The sequence below is a fragment of the Alphaproteobacteria bacterium LSUCC0396 genome (assembly GCA_041228345.1).
Lineage (GTDB): Bacteria > Pseudomonadota > Alphaproteobacteria > Puniceispirillales > Puniceispirillaceae > UBA3439.
The window spans coordinates 26089-41123 of the sequence record CP166131.1 but is presented as its reverse complement, the minus strand read 5'-3'; the positions used below and the strand labels follow the sequence as shown (position 1 = coordinate 41123).

The window sequence follows — 15035 nt, the reverse complement described above, 5'->3', positions numbered from 1 at the left end:
TAAACGCCCAGTAATCACTGCCTATTTATCGCCAGCACCAGCACCAGCACCAGCACTGACATCAGCACTGGTCTCATCATCATCATCTTCGACCATCGTCCAAATTTTTTGCTCGGCGCAAGAATCAGGCTTGGGCAGGCTGCGAAATGATTCGCGGATACCGTCATCACCAAGACTGCGCTGAATGGCCAGTAAAGTTCCAGTTTTATGTTCGGAACAAAGCTCGGCCATAAATTTAATTTCTTCGGTTACAGCGGCCATTGCAGCGGCTTTATCCGGTGCCCCGAACTCAGTGATAAAAATCTCGCAAAGCCGGCTTTCAATCTTGTCAATGTCACCGGGTTTGGCCGTAGAGATACTGACCAAGGTTGAAAACCCTAATGAGTCAAGACCCAGAAAACCGTTACTAAAGGCTTGTTTTACTTTACCTTTTATATCCGCTTCACCAAGGCCAGCAAAACAAAATGTTCCGACCAGCGCCCATTCACCCTCATCTGCGGCGCGTGGAAACACATTCAGGTCAGACGGATCGAAACGAATGGTGCGGGCTAATTTCATCACTTTATTACCATTGGGTTACGCCAGCGCATCACTGGATTAAGGCAGTTGCGGCGTACCGCAAACAGCCTCTAATTCATGCGGCAACACTGATGATGGCTTGCCATCAAGCTTGACCAATGCCCCACCATCCTCATCAAGCCCCAGCCATTCGGCCTGCTCGCCACCAGCAAAATCAATTGGCGCGGGCGTTTCCAGCCGCTGCATCCAGCTATCATAAAGCGGACGAAAGCTGTCATCCTGCCAGCGATTGACCCATACCAGAAAATGCCGACAACAGGACTCAACCAAACGCGTGCGTGAGATAAACCCGCCGCCCTCTTCGGTCATTGTGGTTTGTTCGGGACCGGCGGTTTTCAGCCATTCAGTCTGCTCATTTTCCTCAGATGTCAGCCGCAATTCGGCGCTTACGATCATCCAATCTGGAACATCATCAGACCCCGCGGCGGGATCAATTGCCAAACGAACCAGCCCGGCGCGGCCACGATTTAACAGTAAATAGCCGGGCAATTGATATGTCACGGCGATTTCCGGCGGCGCCAACGCACCAACGGCATCACCAAGCCCGATCATCATCGCAAATAACATCTGGCCAGCATTGCGCACCGGCACATCGGGTTCTAGCCGAACTGCGATCTGCATCCGGTCAATTCTTTGCGAATAGAAAACCGTGCCAACTTCAGTGTTTGGCGCAACGGCTATTGCCTTTGCGAGAACATCCTGACCGGCCGGTAAATCAACCGCCCTTAACAGGGGCGGTAATTGCGGCGGGGTTGTCGGATCAGCTGGATCATCTTCGAAATAAAGTGTCATTCGTTTTCCTCATAGCGGAGATCGGCGACCTCCATCAAACGTTTGGCAATACTGCGATAGGTCTTGGCCTGCTCGGACTGCGGCTCGGCCACAACAATGGGCGTCCCCGAGTCAGACCCTACCCGAACCGCCAGTGATAGCGGAATTTCTCCGAGCAACTCGATACCGCGTTTTTTGGCTTCACGGGCTGCACCACCATCGCCAAAGATATGGTCCTTGCGCCCGCAATCAGGACAGCTCCAATGCGACATATTCTGCACCATGCCAAGAACGGGAACTTGTGCCTTTTCAAACATAGTCAAGGCTTTGACCACGTCAAGTAACGCAATATCTTGCGGCGTTGAGACAATCACCGCACCAGCAAGTTTGACCTGCTGGGCCAGTGAAATCTGAATATCGCCAGTTCCGGGGGGCAAATCAATAATGATGACATCAAGCACACCCCACGCAACCGAGTCCAGCATTTGCGTCAATGCCGACTGCACCATCGGTCCGCGCCAGATCATCGCCGTATCATCAGGGACTAGCAGCCCCATAGACATCAATTGTACGCCATAGCTCTCTAGCGGCTTGACCATGTCACCCCCAGCCGAGGCGGGGCGCCCGCTAACACCAAGCATACGCGGCTGCGATGGTCCATAAACATCAGCGTCCAGCAAACCAACCCGCAGCCCCTCAAGGCGCAGCGCAATCGCGAGGTTAACCGCGGTCGTTGATTTGCCAACACCGCCTTTGCCGGATGCCACCGCAACAAAGCGGCGCACCTTGCTTTCCAGAATTTTTTCGATAACCGGCCCATCATCGGCATTTCCGCCACTAGCACCGGCACGAGTGCCTCCACCAGAGCTTGCATGGGCGGTTACCATCACCGTTGCGCTGGTAACCCCATCAATCGCCAACGCCGCCTTTTCTGCAGCACGGCGCACCGGTTCCATTGCTGGCCCCCGATGAGCTGGCACCTCTAGGGCAAAGATAATGTTGCTATCCTTGATTTGCAGGCCATTCACCATGCCAAGCGCAACGATATCTTTACCTTGCGATGGATCCATTACACTGGCAAGGGCTGCCAGAATCACATCTTCGGTTAAAGCGGCCATTTACTCAGGTGCCACCAAATTTGCTGTGACGTCATGAGTGAACTGCAAATCTGCAATTTCAACGCGTGCCGTCACCGCCAGCTCGGCGCCTGAGGCAATCTTGCCATCAGCCACCGCCTTCGCCAACGCCGCAGCAAGCTCTTGATGCGCCGTGACGCCAAGCTGCTTCAAAAATTTCCGCATTGCCACTTCGCTGGCAGTCATCTCGTCTCGTTGGTCCTTGGTCATTATCTTTCCCGTTCAAATTGAGGCGATTGTAAATTACAAAACCGCCACGTCACGCCACAATGTGGCTAATATCCCCGATCCACCCGCTATTCAGGTGTTTTCAGGGTTTTTACAAATTCAAGAATATCGTCAACATCTTCAAGCTTGAGGATGATTTCCTTGCTAAAGGCTGGCAAGGATTGGCTTCGCTCTCCGCTTACGCCTTCAATGCGAACCAGTGATGGGTGCGGCGGCAATTGGTAAAATATTTCGAAACGATACGCCCAATCATCCAGCCATTTCATCGCCGAAAACGATGGGGTCGACCCGATGCCGCCATAAGGGTTAATGCCCGGTATCACATGACAGCGCGTACAATGCTGGCGCACGATTTCACGCCCACGTTCTACATTCGTGCTGGCCTCGGCAGCAGAAATTGGGCCAACGCCACCACCCAAAAGAACGGTGATAATACTCAAATAAATCGCGCGCAAAATATCAAGTCACCCCGCTAGACGGTCGGATCGGCCATGTGCTCACGCAGCATATCCGTATATTGCGCTGCCATGTGCTGAACGAATTCTTCTTGCTCCTCGACACCAAGGACGTTTTTACCAACATGTGCCGCATAACGCGCCGCTGCGTAAAGCATTACCATTTGCAGTTCAGTCGAATCAATTTTCTTATTTCGCTGGTTAGCTAGGGAAATAAACTGATCGGCAACGCGCAGAAACGCCTGACTATCTAAAATCCCTTCGCGGTGCATTGTGGGATCAAAAACATCAGGCCGCTGGTGCCATGGTGGAAATTTCATTGTGGTAGGATCCTTGGTAACGGGTTAGTCGGGACATTGTAACAGCTTTTTTTCACCAGATGAAGCCGTTGCAACACAGGTTCGCGTTACTTAGACCCCTCTAGTCATCATTATGACTAACCTGAACCGCCGTCATCCACGCCAATATATCGGCCGACTGATTATCAACTAGCGCCACATGCGCGCGATAGCGACGGATCAATTCCTCGCCAAGCCGGGTCAATTTGGCACCGCCCCTTTTAGACCCCCCACGTTCAGTAACGAACAAGGGGTCACGAAACCCGCTTTGCATCGAATCAAGCAAAAACCATGCGCGGCGATAGCTCATCCCCATCTGACGCGCAGCAGCGCTGATTGACCCAACGTCGCCAACCAAGGCCAGTAAATTAATCTTGCCAACACCAATCGTTTCATCAGCGATGAATAGTTTTGTGCGTACCCCCGGTTCCTTAGCCACATGCCTGATTTTTTTTGTTGCGGTCAAAAATGGCCTCCCTCGTCGAAATATTCGCCAAATCATAATCTAGCCTAATATTGATAGGCGATGCGATACGAAAAACCAAATATGCGGTTTGCAACACCGGTAAATCTCTAATAAAAGAATAGGATGCTATCACCTGCTTTTTGCCCAAATCGAGCCTTTGGCCGTCTTTTATTAATGTCGCGCCCATTGATGACGCGCCTAATGAGGTTGCGGGAGCTGATCATCGCGGCCAGCTTTTTTGCTGCCAGCTTTTTAGCTGCTAGCCCGGCGACAGCAACACCCGTAATAATTGTGCAATCGACCACATCGATCCAGAATTCGGGGCTATATGAACATTTACTGCCACTATTCGAGGCTGAGCAGGACACTAAAGTAAGGATTGTTGCCGTTGGCACCGGGCAAGCGCTTCGCAATGCAGAAAAATGCGACGCTGATATGGTGATTGTTCATTCAACAATTGATGAAGAAGAATTTGTTGCAAAGGGCTTTGGCAGCCAGCGTTACAATCTGATGTATAATGATTTTGTGATGGTTGGCCCCAAAAGTGACCCCGCCCACATCCGCACCGCCAATTCTACCATCGAAGCATTTCAAAAACTCGCCAATACCAAATCCAGATTTGCCTCGCGCGGCGATGATAGCGGCACGCATAAAGCCGAGCGCCGCTTTTGGAACATGGCGGGCATATCAACGAAAGACGCCAGCGGAAAATGGTATTTAGAAACCGGCCTCGGTATGGGCGCCACACTGAATTTTGCGGTGCAGTCAGATACCTACACACTTAGCGACCGCGCAACATGGCTGACATTCCGCAATAAAGCCAATCACGAAATCCTGTTTGAAGGTGATCCTGCATTGTTCAATCAATACGGCATCGTAATCGTCAGTAAAGACCATTGCCCCACTGTAAAGGACGCCTTATCCCGCAGGTTTGTCAAATGGCTATTATCGGACAAGGGTCAGGCCGCAATAACGGCCTTTCAGTACAAGAACCGACCCTTATTTTTTCCAAATGCCAGCCCAGCGCATTAGGGAACGTTCACCCTATTCCTGTTTTTCGCCAATTACGACAGATGCGGCAAATTGCCCATCAGTCGCAATTTTTCATCGCCAACCTTCGGCCTCGGTGATATCAGAATAATATGAAACGTCGTCATTTTTTAACCCTCGCTGCGGCGGGGGCATCAAGCACTCTGGTGGCACCGTCCCTATCATTGTCGGCGGTTGCTACACCGCGCCAAACCCAGATCACTGCTGGCAAAACACGATTGAACATTGCCGGTGCCGGTCAGCCCGATACCGATTTATGGCTTTACAACCAATCTTGCCCGGGGCCGATGCTGCGTTATCGCAAAGGCGATATCCTGCGCGCTTCGGTTCGCAACAATCTGGACGTTCCAACAACAATTCACTGGCATGGGATCCGTAATCTTAGCGAGATGGACGGCGTTCCTGACCTGAGCCAGGCCCCGATCGAGCCGGGAGAGACATTCGAATATGAATTCCCACTGAAAGACAGCGGCACCTACTGGTATCATGCGCATAATATGGGGTGGGAACAGGTGGCACGTGGGCTCTATGGCCCGTTGATCATTGATGATGATGATGACCCGCCAGTTGACCATGATATTTGCCTGATGATTGATGATTGGCGGCTAGATAATGATGGTCAGATCCATCAGGCCTCGCTGGGCAGCCTGCATGATTGGTCGCACGCCGGACGACTTGGCAATTGGCTGACGGTTAATGGCTTATCCGCCCCCAGCTTTCAGGTAAAGGACAAGGCGCGGATCCGGTTACGGATGATTAACGCAGCCAATGCGCGAGTGATGACGATCCAGCTCGACGATGCTCAAGCGACGCTTGTCGCGCTTGATGGGGCGATCTGCCTGCCAGAACAGATCAATAGGATTATTCTGGCACCAGCACAGCGCGCCGATGTTATTCTCGACATGGATCGCGGCACCCTCACTCTATCCGAGGTCAGCACTGGTGAGCCTTATCCTGCGGGAACGATTAACGTCGACCCAGCGCTTGGTGTATCATCATTGGGCACATTAGAACGTGCTAAAACCGCACTCACTCTGCCAGCGCCACCCAAACTGCCGTCTTTAAACAACGTGCGGCGGATCCCGATCCACATGCAGGGGGGCGCGATGGGTAATTTGCAATCAGCATTATTTGATGGCGAAGAAAAGCCACTGCGTGAATTGGCACAAAATCATAAAAAACTATGGGCCTTTAACGGTGCGGTCGGTGATTATCGCCAGATAATGGCCGAAATTGAGCTGAATTCACTGGTTTCTATTGATGTTTACAACGACACCGCGTGGCAGCACGCAATGCATCTTCACGGGCATCATTTCTGGGTATTATCCGACGACCCGACCATCGCCCTGCCATCAGGCCAGCGTGATACATGGTTGATGCAGCCGCAAGAACGTATCAGCCTTGTCTTCCGCGCGGATAATCCGGGTTTATGGCTGTTTCACTGCCACATGCTAGAGCATGCTGCTGCGGGAATGGGCGCGGTTCTGTCAATTAGCTAGAACCGCCCCCACATTAGGTTTAAACGACGGTAATGGTAAAGGAACCTAAGCCGTCGACGGTGCCTACCATTACATCACCGCGCGTGATCGGGCCAACACCGGCCGGTGTGCCAGACATGATCAGGTCGCCTGCTGCAATGTCATAAAAGCGCGAAAGATACGAAATCATTTCTGGCACTTTCCAGATCATTTGGTTCAGGTCACCCTCTTGGCGCAGCTCGCCATTCACTTCAAGAGCAACACGGCCATGATCCAGATGACCTGTCTCGCTGGCCGGCACCAGTTCACTCATTGGCGCAGATCTCTCAAAGGCTTTTCCGATTTCCCAAGGACGCCCCATTTTCTTGGCTTCACCTTGCAAGTCACGGCGCGTCATATCAAGCCCCAGCCCATACCCAAAAACATGATCCAGCGCATCCTTTTCCGGAATATCAACGCCGCCGCTTTTCAGTGCTACAATCATTTCCATCTCGAAATGGACGTCACTGGTCTGCGGCGGGTAGGGAAACTCACCGCTGGTATCAACATTTTCAGCGTTTTTCTGGAAAAAGAACGGTGGCTCTTTATCCGGATCATGGCCCATCTCAATGGCATGATCAGCATAATTCCGGCCAATGCAGTAAATCCGACGCACCGGAAATTCAGCATCGCTGCCCCGAACCGGCAAAGTCACCTGTTTTGGCGGTTCAATTACATAATTCGTCATTTTGGAAATTCCTTCTTTACCAATAACACGGACACGGAAAAGGCACAAGCGAGCCTAAAAAGGCTCCACCATTGCGCGTTAAGCGTCAATTATATAATAACCTTTGGGCAATAATATCTGCCGAAATATCGGTTCAATCGGCGACCCCGGGGTTGGCTGATATGTCGCCCCATGCGCCCAGCGTCACCCGCTTTGCGGCATCAATATCAAGCCGCTCGACCGGCAAGGGTTGCGGTGATGGATTGGCATCCCATCCGATCGCATTTAATCCCTGATCAGCCGCATCATTCTGCGGCTTGGCAGCGGCGTTTTTATACACCCAATCCCTCGTTTCAATACGCCCATAGATTAACGCGCTGGCTTGATCGGCAAATTCCAACTTTGGCAAGGCCTCAATACATTGCCGCAAGAACTGAAAACTTGGCGTCCATTCGGGGTTAAGCACGTCCTCAGGGCAAGTTGCCGCGACATTAACCTCTTTAAATCGATCAATGTTAGACAAGGCAACCGGATCGAGAACCGTCATTAATCCGTTCCGCCCAAAGGCAATTGTTTTCGGCAAATCACCCAAAGGCACGTCATTATCCAAAAATTCGAAATAAATGTTTTTGTCAGTAATCGACATCCACGAGAAAAACAGCTCGGGGATGCCGGTAAATGCCTCAATATTATGATAAAGCAAATCATCAACAGCTTTGTAGCGTGCTGTTGTTAACCCTCGCTGCCACGCCCGTTCAACCGTTGCGGGCGGCGGTGTAATCGCAAAGAACAAAAATACGGTTGACCCAAACCGGCTCAGCAACGTGCTTTTATAATCACCCTCGCTATCAATTTTGAAACTATCAAACCGAAACCGGTCAATCAGCAGATGTGGAACCGTTTTGGTTATCGCCTTTTGCGCCATATAGCGATCTAGCTTTTTGTCCACAAATTCCAGCTCACGCCCGGTTAGCATCGCCGCATATTTGTAATCGGCACCAAGACTGTCATAATCCAACAGATATTTTCGCCAATAATCTGGGCTGATAAGGGCAAAATCCTCCCATGGCACTCCCATCCGTTCGGCCAGCAAGCGTTGCTGTGGCCGGATCGTGCTTTTACCCGCGGCAGAGGCACCTTTGGTATTCATCACAATCGGCTCGCTTTGCGCTGGCAAAAAGCGATAGCCTTCGGCGCTTGCCGCTGTCTCAAAAATCGGCGCAATCAACCGGCCAATTTCGGCACTGCCTTGATCATTGCAAAAAACTCTCAGCGCCAGCTGCGCAATCAACGACCGGTCAGTGACAATTCGCCCCTGTTTTCCCAAAATGCCACCAACAACACTGATTAGGGCAGCCATACAGGCGGCCGTAAAATCATCGGCCTGTGTTACCTGCTGGCGCATTTTATCCAGCGCCTGAAGTTCCGGCGGTGTGGTGTTTGATGCAGGCGATTTCGGTGCTTTTTTCCAAAAATTCAAAAACCGCTGCTTTGGCGGCTGTGGCGCGGATTCAAACGCATAAATCTCATCAACAAGTTGGCAAATTTTATCGTTGGCGCGTTGCTTCACAAAAGCAAAATCAGCTTTGACGCAATCCATTTCGGGAAGAATATAATGGCGATAAATACGGTCGACCATACCGCGCAGCTGAATTCCGAGATATTCATAACTCGGCCCATCAGGTACGGACAAATCCGCAGTAACCCTTATTAAAACCTCATGCACAACAAGGCGCTCGACTTTTAGGGCACATAGCTGTTCAACCGCAAGGCCACAGAAATCAGCTGCCTCCTTTGCCGGCTGATAACCGACGTCACTATTTTCTGGCCGAAACAACGTGATTAGTGGCAATAGCCGTGTCGGCAGGCTGGAAGTAAGACCGGGGTTCCATGCGTGATGCTCATCATCCCTAATTTCTGGTTTTTGATCCATCTTACGTGATCCAATCAACACCGAAAAACAAAGGGGCACCAAAGTGCCCCTTTTTGGTCTTATGCGGTTTGCCTCATCTTGTCACGGATCAATTTGAACAATGGCAAGAGGATTAGCACGATGGCAATTACCGTGATCGGCCCGGCGATTGGCCGGTTGAAAAAGATCATGATGTCACCATCAGAGAACAGTAGCGACTGCCGCAATTTAGGTTCGGCAATCGGCCCCAGAACAATCGCCAGCACGGCGGGTGCAACCGGATAATCCAGCAGGCGCAAGAAGAACGCACCAACACCAACAAGCACCATCAGCCAAACATCAAACATATCCTGATAGGCCGCATATGTACCAACAAGTGACAGCACAAAAATCAACGGCGCCAGAATGGTAAATGGCATCCGAAGCATCCACAAGAACACCGGAATAAAGGCTAGATTGATCAACACCGCAACAACGTTTGAGATGTAAAAAGACCCGATCAGCGGCCAAACGAAATCTGGCTGGTTAGCGAATAGCAATGGTCCGGGCTGGAGACCCCAGATAACCATACCTGCAAGCAAAACCGCCGTTGTCGGCGAGCCTGGAATACCAAGTGTCATCATTGGCAACATTGCCCCTGTCGACGCCGAGTTATTTGCGGCCTCGGGCGCTGCAACACCATCCACTGCACCCTTGCCGTATGATTTTGGATCGCTTGAGGTTAACTTTGCCACACCATAGGCCATCAATGATCCAGGAGTAGCACCTGCCGCCGGCAAAATACCGACAAAAAACCCAAGAAAAGAACCAATGACTGTTCCACGCCAAGCATAACGGAACTCCTTGATCGCATCAATGATCGCACGCGCGGTAACGTCTACATTAGTCATAGATGAGCCATAGCGTGACGTGTTGATTGTCCACAGCATTTCACCAATACCGTAAACACCAATCGCCAGAACAAGGAAGCGGATGCCATGCGAAAAGCCGGTGATATCAAAGAACACCAGGCGAGGCTCGCCAGACACCACATCGAACCCTACTGTTGCCAGCACCAAACCTATGCAGATTGAAAAAATCGTCTTTGGAATATCATCACCACCAAGACCGACGAAGGTCGCAAAGGCCAACAGCATCAGTGCAAAGACTTCCGGATCACCAAATGACAACGCCACAGTCGCCAGCAAAGGTGCAAAGGCGGTGAACATGACATTTGAGATCGTGCCGCCTGCAAACGAGGCGAGAGCAGCGGCAACCAGTGCGACATGGGCCTTGCCGGCCAAAGCCAGCGGGCGCCCATCAAAGGTTGTGGCAACCGCGGTCGACGCCCCAGGAATGCCCAGCGTGATCGACGAGATCGCACCGCCATACATTGCCCCATAGTAAATCGACGCAAGAAAGATCATTGGTGACGTTGCACCACCAGTAAAACTCTGAATAACAAAGGTAAATGGCAGCAAGATTGCAACACCGTTCACCGAACCCAAGCCGGGCATTGCCCCAACGAACAAGCCAACAATCACACCAATGATGGCAAGACCAAGATTGATCGGCTCAAGCGCAATCAAAATACCCTGCATTAGCGATGCTATAATTTCCATTTCAGTAATCCTCAGCTAACGACGCGGCAACTATAGAAAAATATCGTACAAAGGAATGAACAGCGGTTCCAAATAACCTTTTGGAAGCACGATGCGCATTGCGATGTCGAAAAAGAAAAAGCTGGTGACGACCAAACCCGTAGCAATAGACAATGTCGCCCACCATGTGTGACGCCCCAAAAAGCGCACGTAGTAAATCATGAACAACATAATTGCACCGTAAAAGCCAGCAATCTCAATCATGATCAGAAAGCCAAGCAATCCACCGCCGACGACCAAAAGCATGCGCCGACCATATCCATCCAGAAACTCTTCTTCAGACTGCGATGGAGAGGATGTTCTACGATACCAGTTAACACCAATCCAGATACAACAGATCAGCATTATTGCGGACAACCAGAAAGGCCAAAACCCGCTACCAGGCCCCTCGCCTTCGATCATCCAGATATTATCAAATCTGGCAATGTCAGGGTTCCACTCTGGTGCTTCCCCCGACTTCCACATGAAGTATATTGAGAGGATTCCCAAGATAAATGCTGTTATTATTTCTGCTCTACGCATAACTCAAAACTCCTCTCAATATTTTATTTTTTATAACGCTATTTAATTGCGCCCGATGCTTTCAAGATTTTTTCGTGGTTAGCAATTTGGCCTTTCCAATAAGCCTTGAGCTCATCACCTGCCATGAAATCACCCATTAAAGACTGTTTTTTCTTGTAAGCCTGCCAGTCAGCTGAGTTGTAAACCTTTGTAAACAAATCAGTATAATAAGCCTGGGCCTTCTCAGACATACCAGGTGCACCTACAACAGAACGCTGCATAAAGTATGACCATTTCTGCTGCTTACCACCGGCAAAAATTTCACCCAATGTTGGGACATTAGGGAACATTGGAAGACGGCTATTTGTAAAGGCAACCAGTGGCACCATATCGCCTGACTCATAGAAACCAAGCGCCTCTGATGGGTTGTTCACTGATGAGTTCAGCTGCTTACCGGCAACCTGCTTTGCAACAGCTCCGCCGCCCTTGTAAGGGATGTACTTCATTGAAAGACCGTAATTGTCATTCAGGAAGTCAGTAATGATGTTGTCCTCAGAGTTTTTACCGGTGCCGCCCATAACCCATTTGTTACCGTCGGCTTTTGCCTTTGTCAGGAATTCCTGGAATGTTTTGAGGCCACTGTCTTTGTGAACCCACAACAAAAATGTGTCTTCAGCCATACGGGCAACAGGAGCAAAGCTCATGCTGTCAATTTTTAGGCCAGGCTGACGCAGTGGTGTTGTGTAGAAAGAGTTCAAGGTAACCATAATCGTATGGTCTGGATCGCTGGCTTTTGAGGCGGCAATAAGCGCCTCTGCACCCGAACCACCAGACTTGTTGGTTGGAACAAGTGGACGGTTTGCCAAGTTTTCCTTTTCAACAATCGCCTGCATCAAGCGCGCCATCTTATCGGCACCACCGCCTTTACCAGCCATAATAATAAAATCAATTGGCTTGGTTGGCTCCCAGCCATGGCCACCGGCAACAGCTGCACCTGAAATTGACGTTGCCGCCAAGACCATTCCAACTGCTCCAATAAAAAGTTTTTTGATAGACTTCATAGTCTCCTCCTTTGGTTTCTTTTGTATGAAGAACATCTTCATACCCCACGCCATTCTTCTAACCCGATGGCTTTTAATGATTTTTACCCAACATTTGCTGAGCCGACACCTAATTCGTCATAATCACCGGGATCGTTGCGTGATCCACGATATATTGGGTAGTGCCACCCCAAAACCTCTCTAAATCATGATGTTTACTGTAAGCGCCAAGCACCATAAGATCGGCGCCAAGTGCCACTGACTTATCCAAAAGCGCCTGTGCCGTTTGTAACTTGGTTTCGATTTCAACGACATCAGCCGCAATGCCATGCGCAGATAAGTAATCTTGCAATTCGTCAGGCTTCACACTGACCGGTTTTGACTTAACGGTCAGAACTGACACTGATTTTGCCGCAACAAGTAATTGCAGACAGCTTGTCACTGCTCGCGATGCCTCACGCGACCCATCCCAGGCAATCGTTATATTTTTACCAAGAATTTCAGGAATGGGCTTTTTTGCCTCAGGACACATCAACACGGGCCGCCCAGTATTAAACAGTGCAGCCTTTAGTGTATTAGCGCCAAGGTTACGGTCAATATCAGGCTGCGCCACAGCAATAATATCAGCAAGCCGCCCGTGATGTCCGATCACGTCAATTTGACGTCCGGCTTCTTCAACAAAACTTGCCGTTACCGATTTTCCGTCTGCTGCATCTGACAAGCGGATGTTCAAGGTTTTACTCAGCGCGAGAACTTCATCACGAAGTCCCGCCTCCTCAATATCGAACACCTGACTGGTACTCTCGGCAAGCTGAGCCCGAAGCGCCGCCGGAATCGGCACCCCGAAAGGCAATAGATTTTCCGGCTTGGCGCGGCAATGGGTGATTTTAATGTGCGCATTAAAACCTCGCGCCAACGCAGCCGCGTGCGCAAGAACATTGTCGCCCTTACCGTCGCCCCGAACTGGCACAAGAATCTTGCGTATCATTAAAGTTCTCCCCCTAGAACATTAGATTGGTATCATTGAAGTCTATGAGACTTTCGTGGCAGATCAATGCTAAAACAGCCCATCAATCAAACCATTCTCATTAATCCGAATTGTCTCGGCTGACGGCACCCGCGGCAGGCCTGGCATGGTCATAACATCACCACAAATTACCACAACAAATCCAGCTCCGGCCGACAAACGAACCTCACGAATTGGCAGGCTGTGACCGGTTGGCGCCCCCCGACGATTAGGGTCGGTGGTAAAGCTATATTGGGTCTTTGCCATACACACCGGCAGGTCACCATAGCCTTGAGCCTCCCACTGTTTCAGCTGGTCACGGATCTTCGAATCAGCCAGCACCTCATCAGCACGGTAGATTTTTTTGGCAATTGTCTCAATCTTTTCGAACAACGGCATTTCAGCCGGGTATAGCGGCGCATATTGTGATGGGTTTCCATCGATCAAAGCGACAACTTTATTCGCAAGATCAACAGTGCCCTCACTACCATTTGCCCAATGTGTTGCCAGAACAGCCTCGGTGCCTTGTGCAGCAACAAAATCTTTAAGCGCTTGAACCTCGGCATCAGTGTCAGTGACAAAATGGTTGATCGCAACGATTGCCGGAACACCGAATTGCTGGATATTTTCGATATGACGGCCAAGATTTGGGCAACCCTTTTTCACGGCCTCGACATTCTCTTGGCCAAGATCGGCTTTGGCAACACCACCGTTCATCTTCATCGCCCGGACTGTGGCCACAATGACAACCGCATCTGGACGAAGGCCAGCTTTACGGCATTTAATGTTGAGGAATTTTTCAGCACCGAGATCGGCGCCAAATCCAGCTTCGGTGACAACATAGTCAGCCAGCTTTAACGCTGTCGTTGTTGCAACAACTGAATTACAGCCATGCGCAATATTGGCAAATGGGCCTCCATGCACGAATGCAGGGTTGTTTTCTAATGTTTGTACAAGATTTGGCTGCATTGCCTGCTGCAACAACACTGTCATCGCACCATCAGCCTTGATATCACGGCAAAATACAGGTGAACGATCGCGGCGATAGGCAACTATGATATCACCAAGACGACGCTCGAGATCGGCAAGGTCAGTCGCCAAACACAAGATTGCCATCACTTCAGATGCAACAGTGATGTCAAAACCGGCTTCACGCGGAAAGCCGTTGGCAACGCCACCAAGGTTACAGACGATTTCACGAAGCGCCCGATCATTCATATCCAACACGCGGCGGAATGCAACGCGGCGAATATCAATATCCAGCTCGTTACCCCAATAAATATGGTTATCAAGCATCGCAGCCAGAAGGTTATGAGCCGACGTAATCGCGTGGAAGTCACCAGTAAAATGCAGGTTCATATCTTCCATTGGAACGACTTGGGCATAGCCACCACCAGCGGCGCCGCCCTTCATACCAAAACACGGGCCAAGCGAGGCCTCGCGGATACATACAGCGGTTTTTTTGCCAATTTTATTCAAACCATCGCCAAGGCCGACAGTTGTTGTGGTTTTACCCTCACCGGCTGGAGTTGGGTTGATAGCGGTAACCAAGATCAAGCGGCCATCTTTGTTTTTGGCAAGGCTCTTAATAAAACTCTCAGAAACTTTTGCCTTATCATGTCCAAATGGAAGCAGGTCAGCACTAGGAATACCTAGTTTTGCCCCCACATCCTGAATAGCAATTTTCTTGGCTTCACGCGCGATTTCGATGTCTGTTTTGAAGCTCACA

Annotated in this window: 17 protein-coding genes; 2 read left to right on the top strand and 15 right to left on the bottom strand. The window is 50.4% G+C overall.

Features of this window, described 5'->3' with window-relative positions; genetic code table 11:
• Positions 1 to 21: 21 nt before the first annotated feature.
• The 8 genes from AB8881_00190 to AB8881_00155 form a co-directional block, all read right to left on the bottom strand.
• Complete coding sequence (locus AB8881_00190) at positions 22 to 558, bottom strand: DUF6505 family protein (protein ID XDZ63347.1); 537 nt, start codon at positions 556 to 558, stop codon at positions 22 to 24.
• 39 nt (positions 559 to 597) lie between these two features.
• The gene (locus tag AB8881_00185; protein ID XDZ63346.1) at positions 598 to 1371 is read right to left on the bottom strand and encodes a biotin/lipoate--protein ligase family protein; all 774 of its coding nucleotides are present in this window, start codon (positions 1369 to 1371) and stop codon (positions 598 to 600) included.
• A complete protein-coding gene (locus AB8881_00180) occupies positions 1368 to 2468 on the bottom strand; it encodes an Mrp/NBP35 family ATP-binding protein (GenBank protein XDZ63345.1) in 1101 nt (366 codons plus the stop codon). Before AB8881_00180 ends, AB8881_00185 begins: the two co-directional genes overlap by 4 nt.
• Positions 2469 to 2696, bottom strand: coding sequence for a DUF6494 family protein (locus AB8881_00175; GenBank protein ID XDZ63344.1), 228 nt, complete (start codon positions 2694 to 2696; stop codon positions 2469 to 2471).
• An 86-nt stretch (positions 2697 to 2782) separates the two neighbouring features.
• Entirely contained in the window at positions 2783 to 3169 is a 387-nt protein-coding gene (locus AB8881_00170) for a cytochrome c (GenBank protein XDZ63343.1), read from the bottom strand.
• A 17-nt stretch (positions 3170 to 3186) separates the two neighbouring features.
• The gene (locus tag AB8881_00165) at positions 3187 to 3489 is read right to left on the bottom strand and encodes a DUF3144 domain-containing protein (GenBank protein ID XDZ63342.1); all 303 of its coding nucleotides are present in this window, start codon (positions 3487 to 3489) and stop codon (positions 3187 to 3189) included.
• A 100-nt stretch (positions 3490 to 3589) separates the two neighbouring features.
• Complete coding sequence (locus AB8881_00160) at positions 3590 to 3973, bottom strand: winged helix-turn-helix domain-containing protein (GenBank protein XDZ63341.1); 384 nt, start codon at positions 3971 to 3973, stop codon at positions 3590 to 3592.
• Positions 3939 to 4160, bottom strand: coding sequence for a hypothetical protein (locus tag AB8881_00155; GenBank protein XDZ63340.1), 222 nt, complete (start codon positions 4158 to 4160; stop codon positions 3939 to 3941). Before AB8881_00155 ends, AB8881_00160 begins: the two co-directional genes overlap by 35 nt.
• Positions 4161 to 4162: 2 nt before the next feature.
• Here AB8881_00155 and AB8881_00150 point away from each other — a divergent pair, with 2 nt between their 5' ends.
• Positions 4163 to 5005: a substrate-binding domain-containing protein gene (locus tag AB8881_00150; protein ID XDZ63339.1), complete on the top strand. Its 843-nt coding sequence runs from the start codon at positions 4163 to 4165 to the stop codon at positions 5003 to 5005.
• A gap of 110 nt (positions 5006 to 5115) precedes the next feature.
• The gene (locus AB8881_00145; GenBank protein ID XDZ63338.1) at positions 5116 to 6522 is read left to right on the top strand and encodes a multicopper oxidase family protein; all 1407 of its coding nucleotides are present in this window, start codon (positions 5116 to 5118) and stop codon (positions 6520 to 6522) included.
• A gap of 19 nt (positions 6523 to 6541) precedes the next feature.
• Here AB8881_00145 and AB8881_00140 read toward each other — a convergent pair whose 3' ends face one another.
• The 7 genes from AB8881_00140 to AB8881_00110 form a co-directional block, all read right to left on the bottom strand.
• The gene (locus AB8881_00140; protein XDZ63337.1) at positions 6542 to 7228 is read right to left on the bottom strand and encodes a fumarylacetoacetate hydrolase family protein; all 687 of its coding nucleotides are present in this window, start codon (positions 7226 to 7228) and stop codon (positions 6542 to 6544) included.
• A gap of 133 nt (positions 7229 to 7361) precedes the next feature.
• Positions 7362 to 9140, bottom strand: coding sequence for a hypothetical protein (locus tag AB8881_00135; protein ID XDZ63336.1), 1779 nt, complete (start codon positions 9138 to 9140; stop codon positions 7362 to 7364).
• 59 nt (positions 9141 to 9199) lie between these two features.
• Complete coding sequence (locus AB8881_00130) at positions 9200 to 10720, bottom strand: tripartite tricarboxylate transporter permease (protein ID XDZ63335.1); 1521 nt, start codon at positions 10718 to 10720, stop codon at positions 9200 to 9202.
• Between the two features lie 30 nt (positions 10721 to 10750).
• Positions 10751 to 11281, bottom strand: a complete 531-nt coding sequence (locus tag AB8881_00125) for a tripartite tricarboxylate transporter TctB family protein (GenBank protein XDZ63334.1) — start codon at positions 11279 to 11281, stop codon at positions 10751 to 10753.
• Between the two features lie 38 nt (positions 11282 to 11319).
• Positions 11320 to 12321, bottom strand: coding sequence for a Bug family tripartite tricarboxylate transporter substrate binding protein (locus AB8881_00120; GenBank protein ID XDZ63333.1), 1002 nt, complete (start codon positions 12319 to 12321; stop codon positions 11320 to 11322).
• Positions 12322 to 12430: 109 nt separating this feature from the next.
• Positions 12431 to 13288 (bottom strand): universal stress protein, encoded by an 858-nt coding sequence (locus AB8881_00115; protein ID XDZ63332.1) that lies wholly within the window; start codon positions 13286 to 13288, stop codon positions 12431 to 12433.
• 69 nt (positions 13289 to 13357) lie between these two features.
• Positions 13358 to 15034: a formate--tetrahydrofolate ligase gene (locus tag AB8881_00110; protein XDZ63331.1), complete on the bottom strand. Its 1677-nt coding sequence runs from the start codon at positions 15032 to 15034 to the stop codon at positions 13358 to 13360.
• Position 15035 lies beyond the last annotated feature (1 nt).

Bases quoted from the DNA above. Each gene is read 5' to 3' on its own strand.
- AB8881_00115 (XDZ63332.1), bottom strand. From the start codon at position 13,288: ATGATACGCAAGATTCTTGTGCCAGTTCGGGGCGACGGTAAGGGCGAC.
- AB8881_00165 (XDZ63342.1), bottom strand. From the start codon at position 3,489: ATGAAATTTCCACCATGGCACCAGCGGCCTGATGTTTTTGATCCCACA.
- AB8881_00125 (XDZ63334.1), bottom strand. From the start codon at position 11,281: ATGCGTAGAGCAGAAATAATAACAGCATTTATCTTGGGAATCCTCTCA.
- AB8881_00175 (XDZ63344.1), bottom strand. From the start codon at position 2,696: ATGACCAAGGACCAACGAGACGAGATGACTGCCAGCGAAGTGGCAATG.
- AB8881_00180 (XDZ63345.1), bottom strand. From the start codon at position 2,468: ATGGCCGCTTTAACCGAAGATGTGATTCTGGCAGCCCTTGCCAGTGTA.
- AB8881_00185 (XDZ63346.1), bottom strand. From the start codon at position 1,371: ATGACACTTTATTTCGAAGATGATCCAGCTGATCCGACAACCCCGCCG.
- AB8881_00130 (XDZ63335.1), bottom strand. From the start codon at position 10,720: ATGGAAATTATAGCATCGCTAATGCAGGGTATTTTGATTGCGCTTGAG.
- AB8881_00190 (XDZ63347.1), bottom strand. From the start codon at position 558: ATGAAATTAGCCCGCACCATTCGTTTCGATCCGTCTGACCTGAATGTG.
- AB8881_00120 (XDZ63333.1), bottom strand. From the start codon at position 12,321: ATGAAGTCTATCAAAAAACTTTTTATTGGAGCAGTTGGAATGGTCTTG.
- AB8881_00145 (XDZ63338.1), top strand. From the start codon at position 5,116: ATGAAACGTCGTCATTTTTTAACCCTCGCTGCGGCGGGGGCATCAAGC.
- AB8881_00140 (XDZ63337.1), bottom strand. From the start codon at position 7,228: ATGACGAATTATGTAATTGAACCGCCAAAACAGGTGACTTTGCCGGTT.
- AB8881_00135 (XDZ63336.1), bottom strand. From the start codon at position 9,140: ATGGATCAAAAACCAGAAATTAGGGATGATGAGCATCACGCATGGAAC.
- AB8881_00150 (XDZ63339.1), top strand. From the start codon at position 4,163: ATGACGCGCCTAATGAGGTTGCGGGAGCTGATCATCGCGGCCAGCTTT.
- AB8881_00155 (XDZ63340.1), bottom strand. From the start codon at position 4,160: ATGGGCGCGACATTAATAAAAGACGGCCAAAGGCTCGATTTGGGCAAA.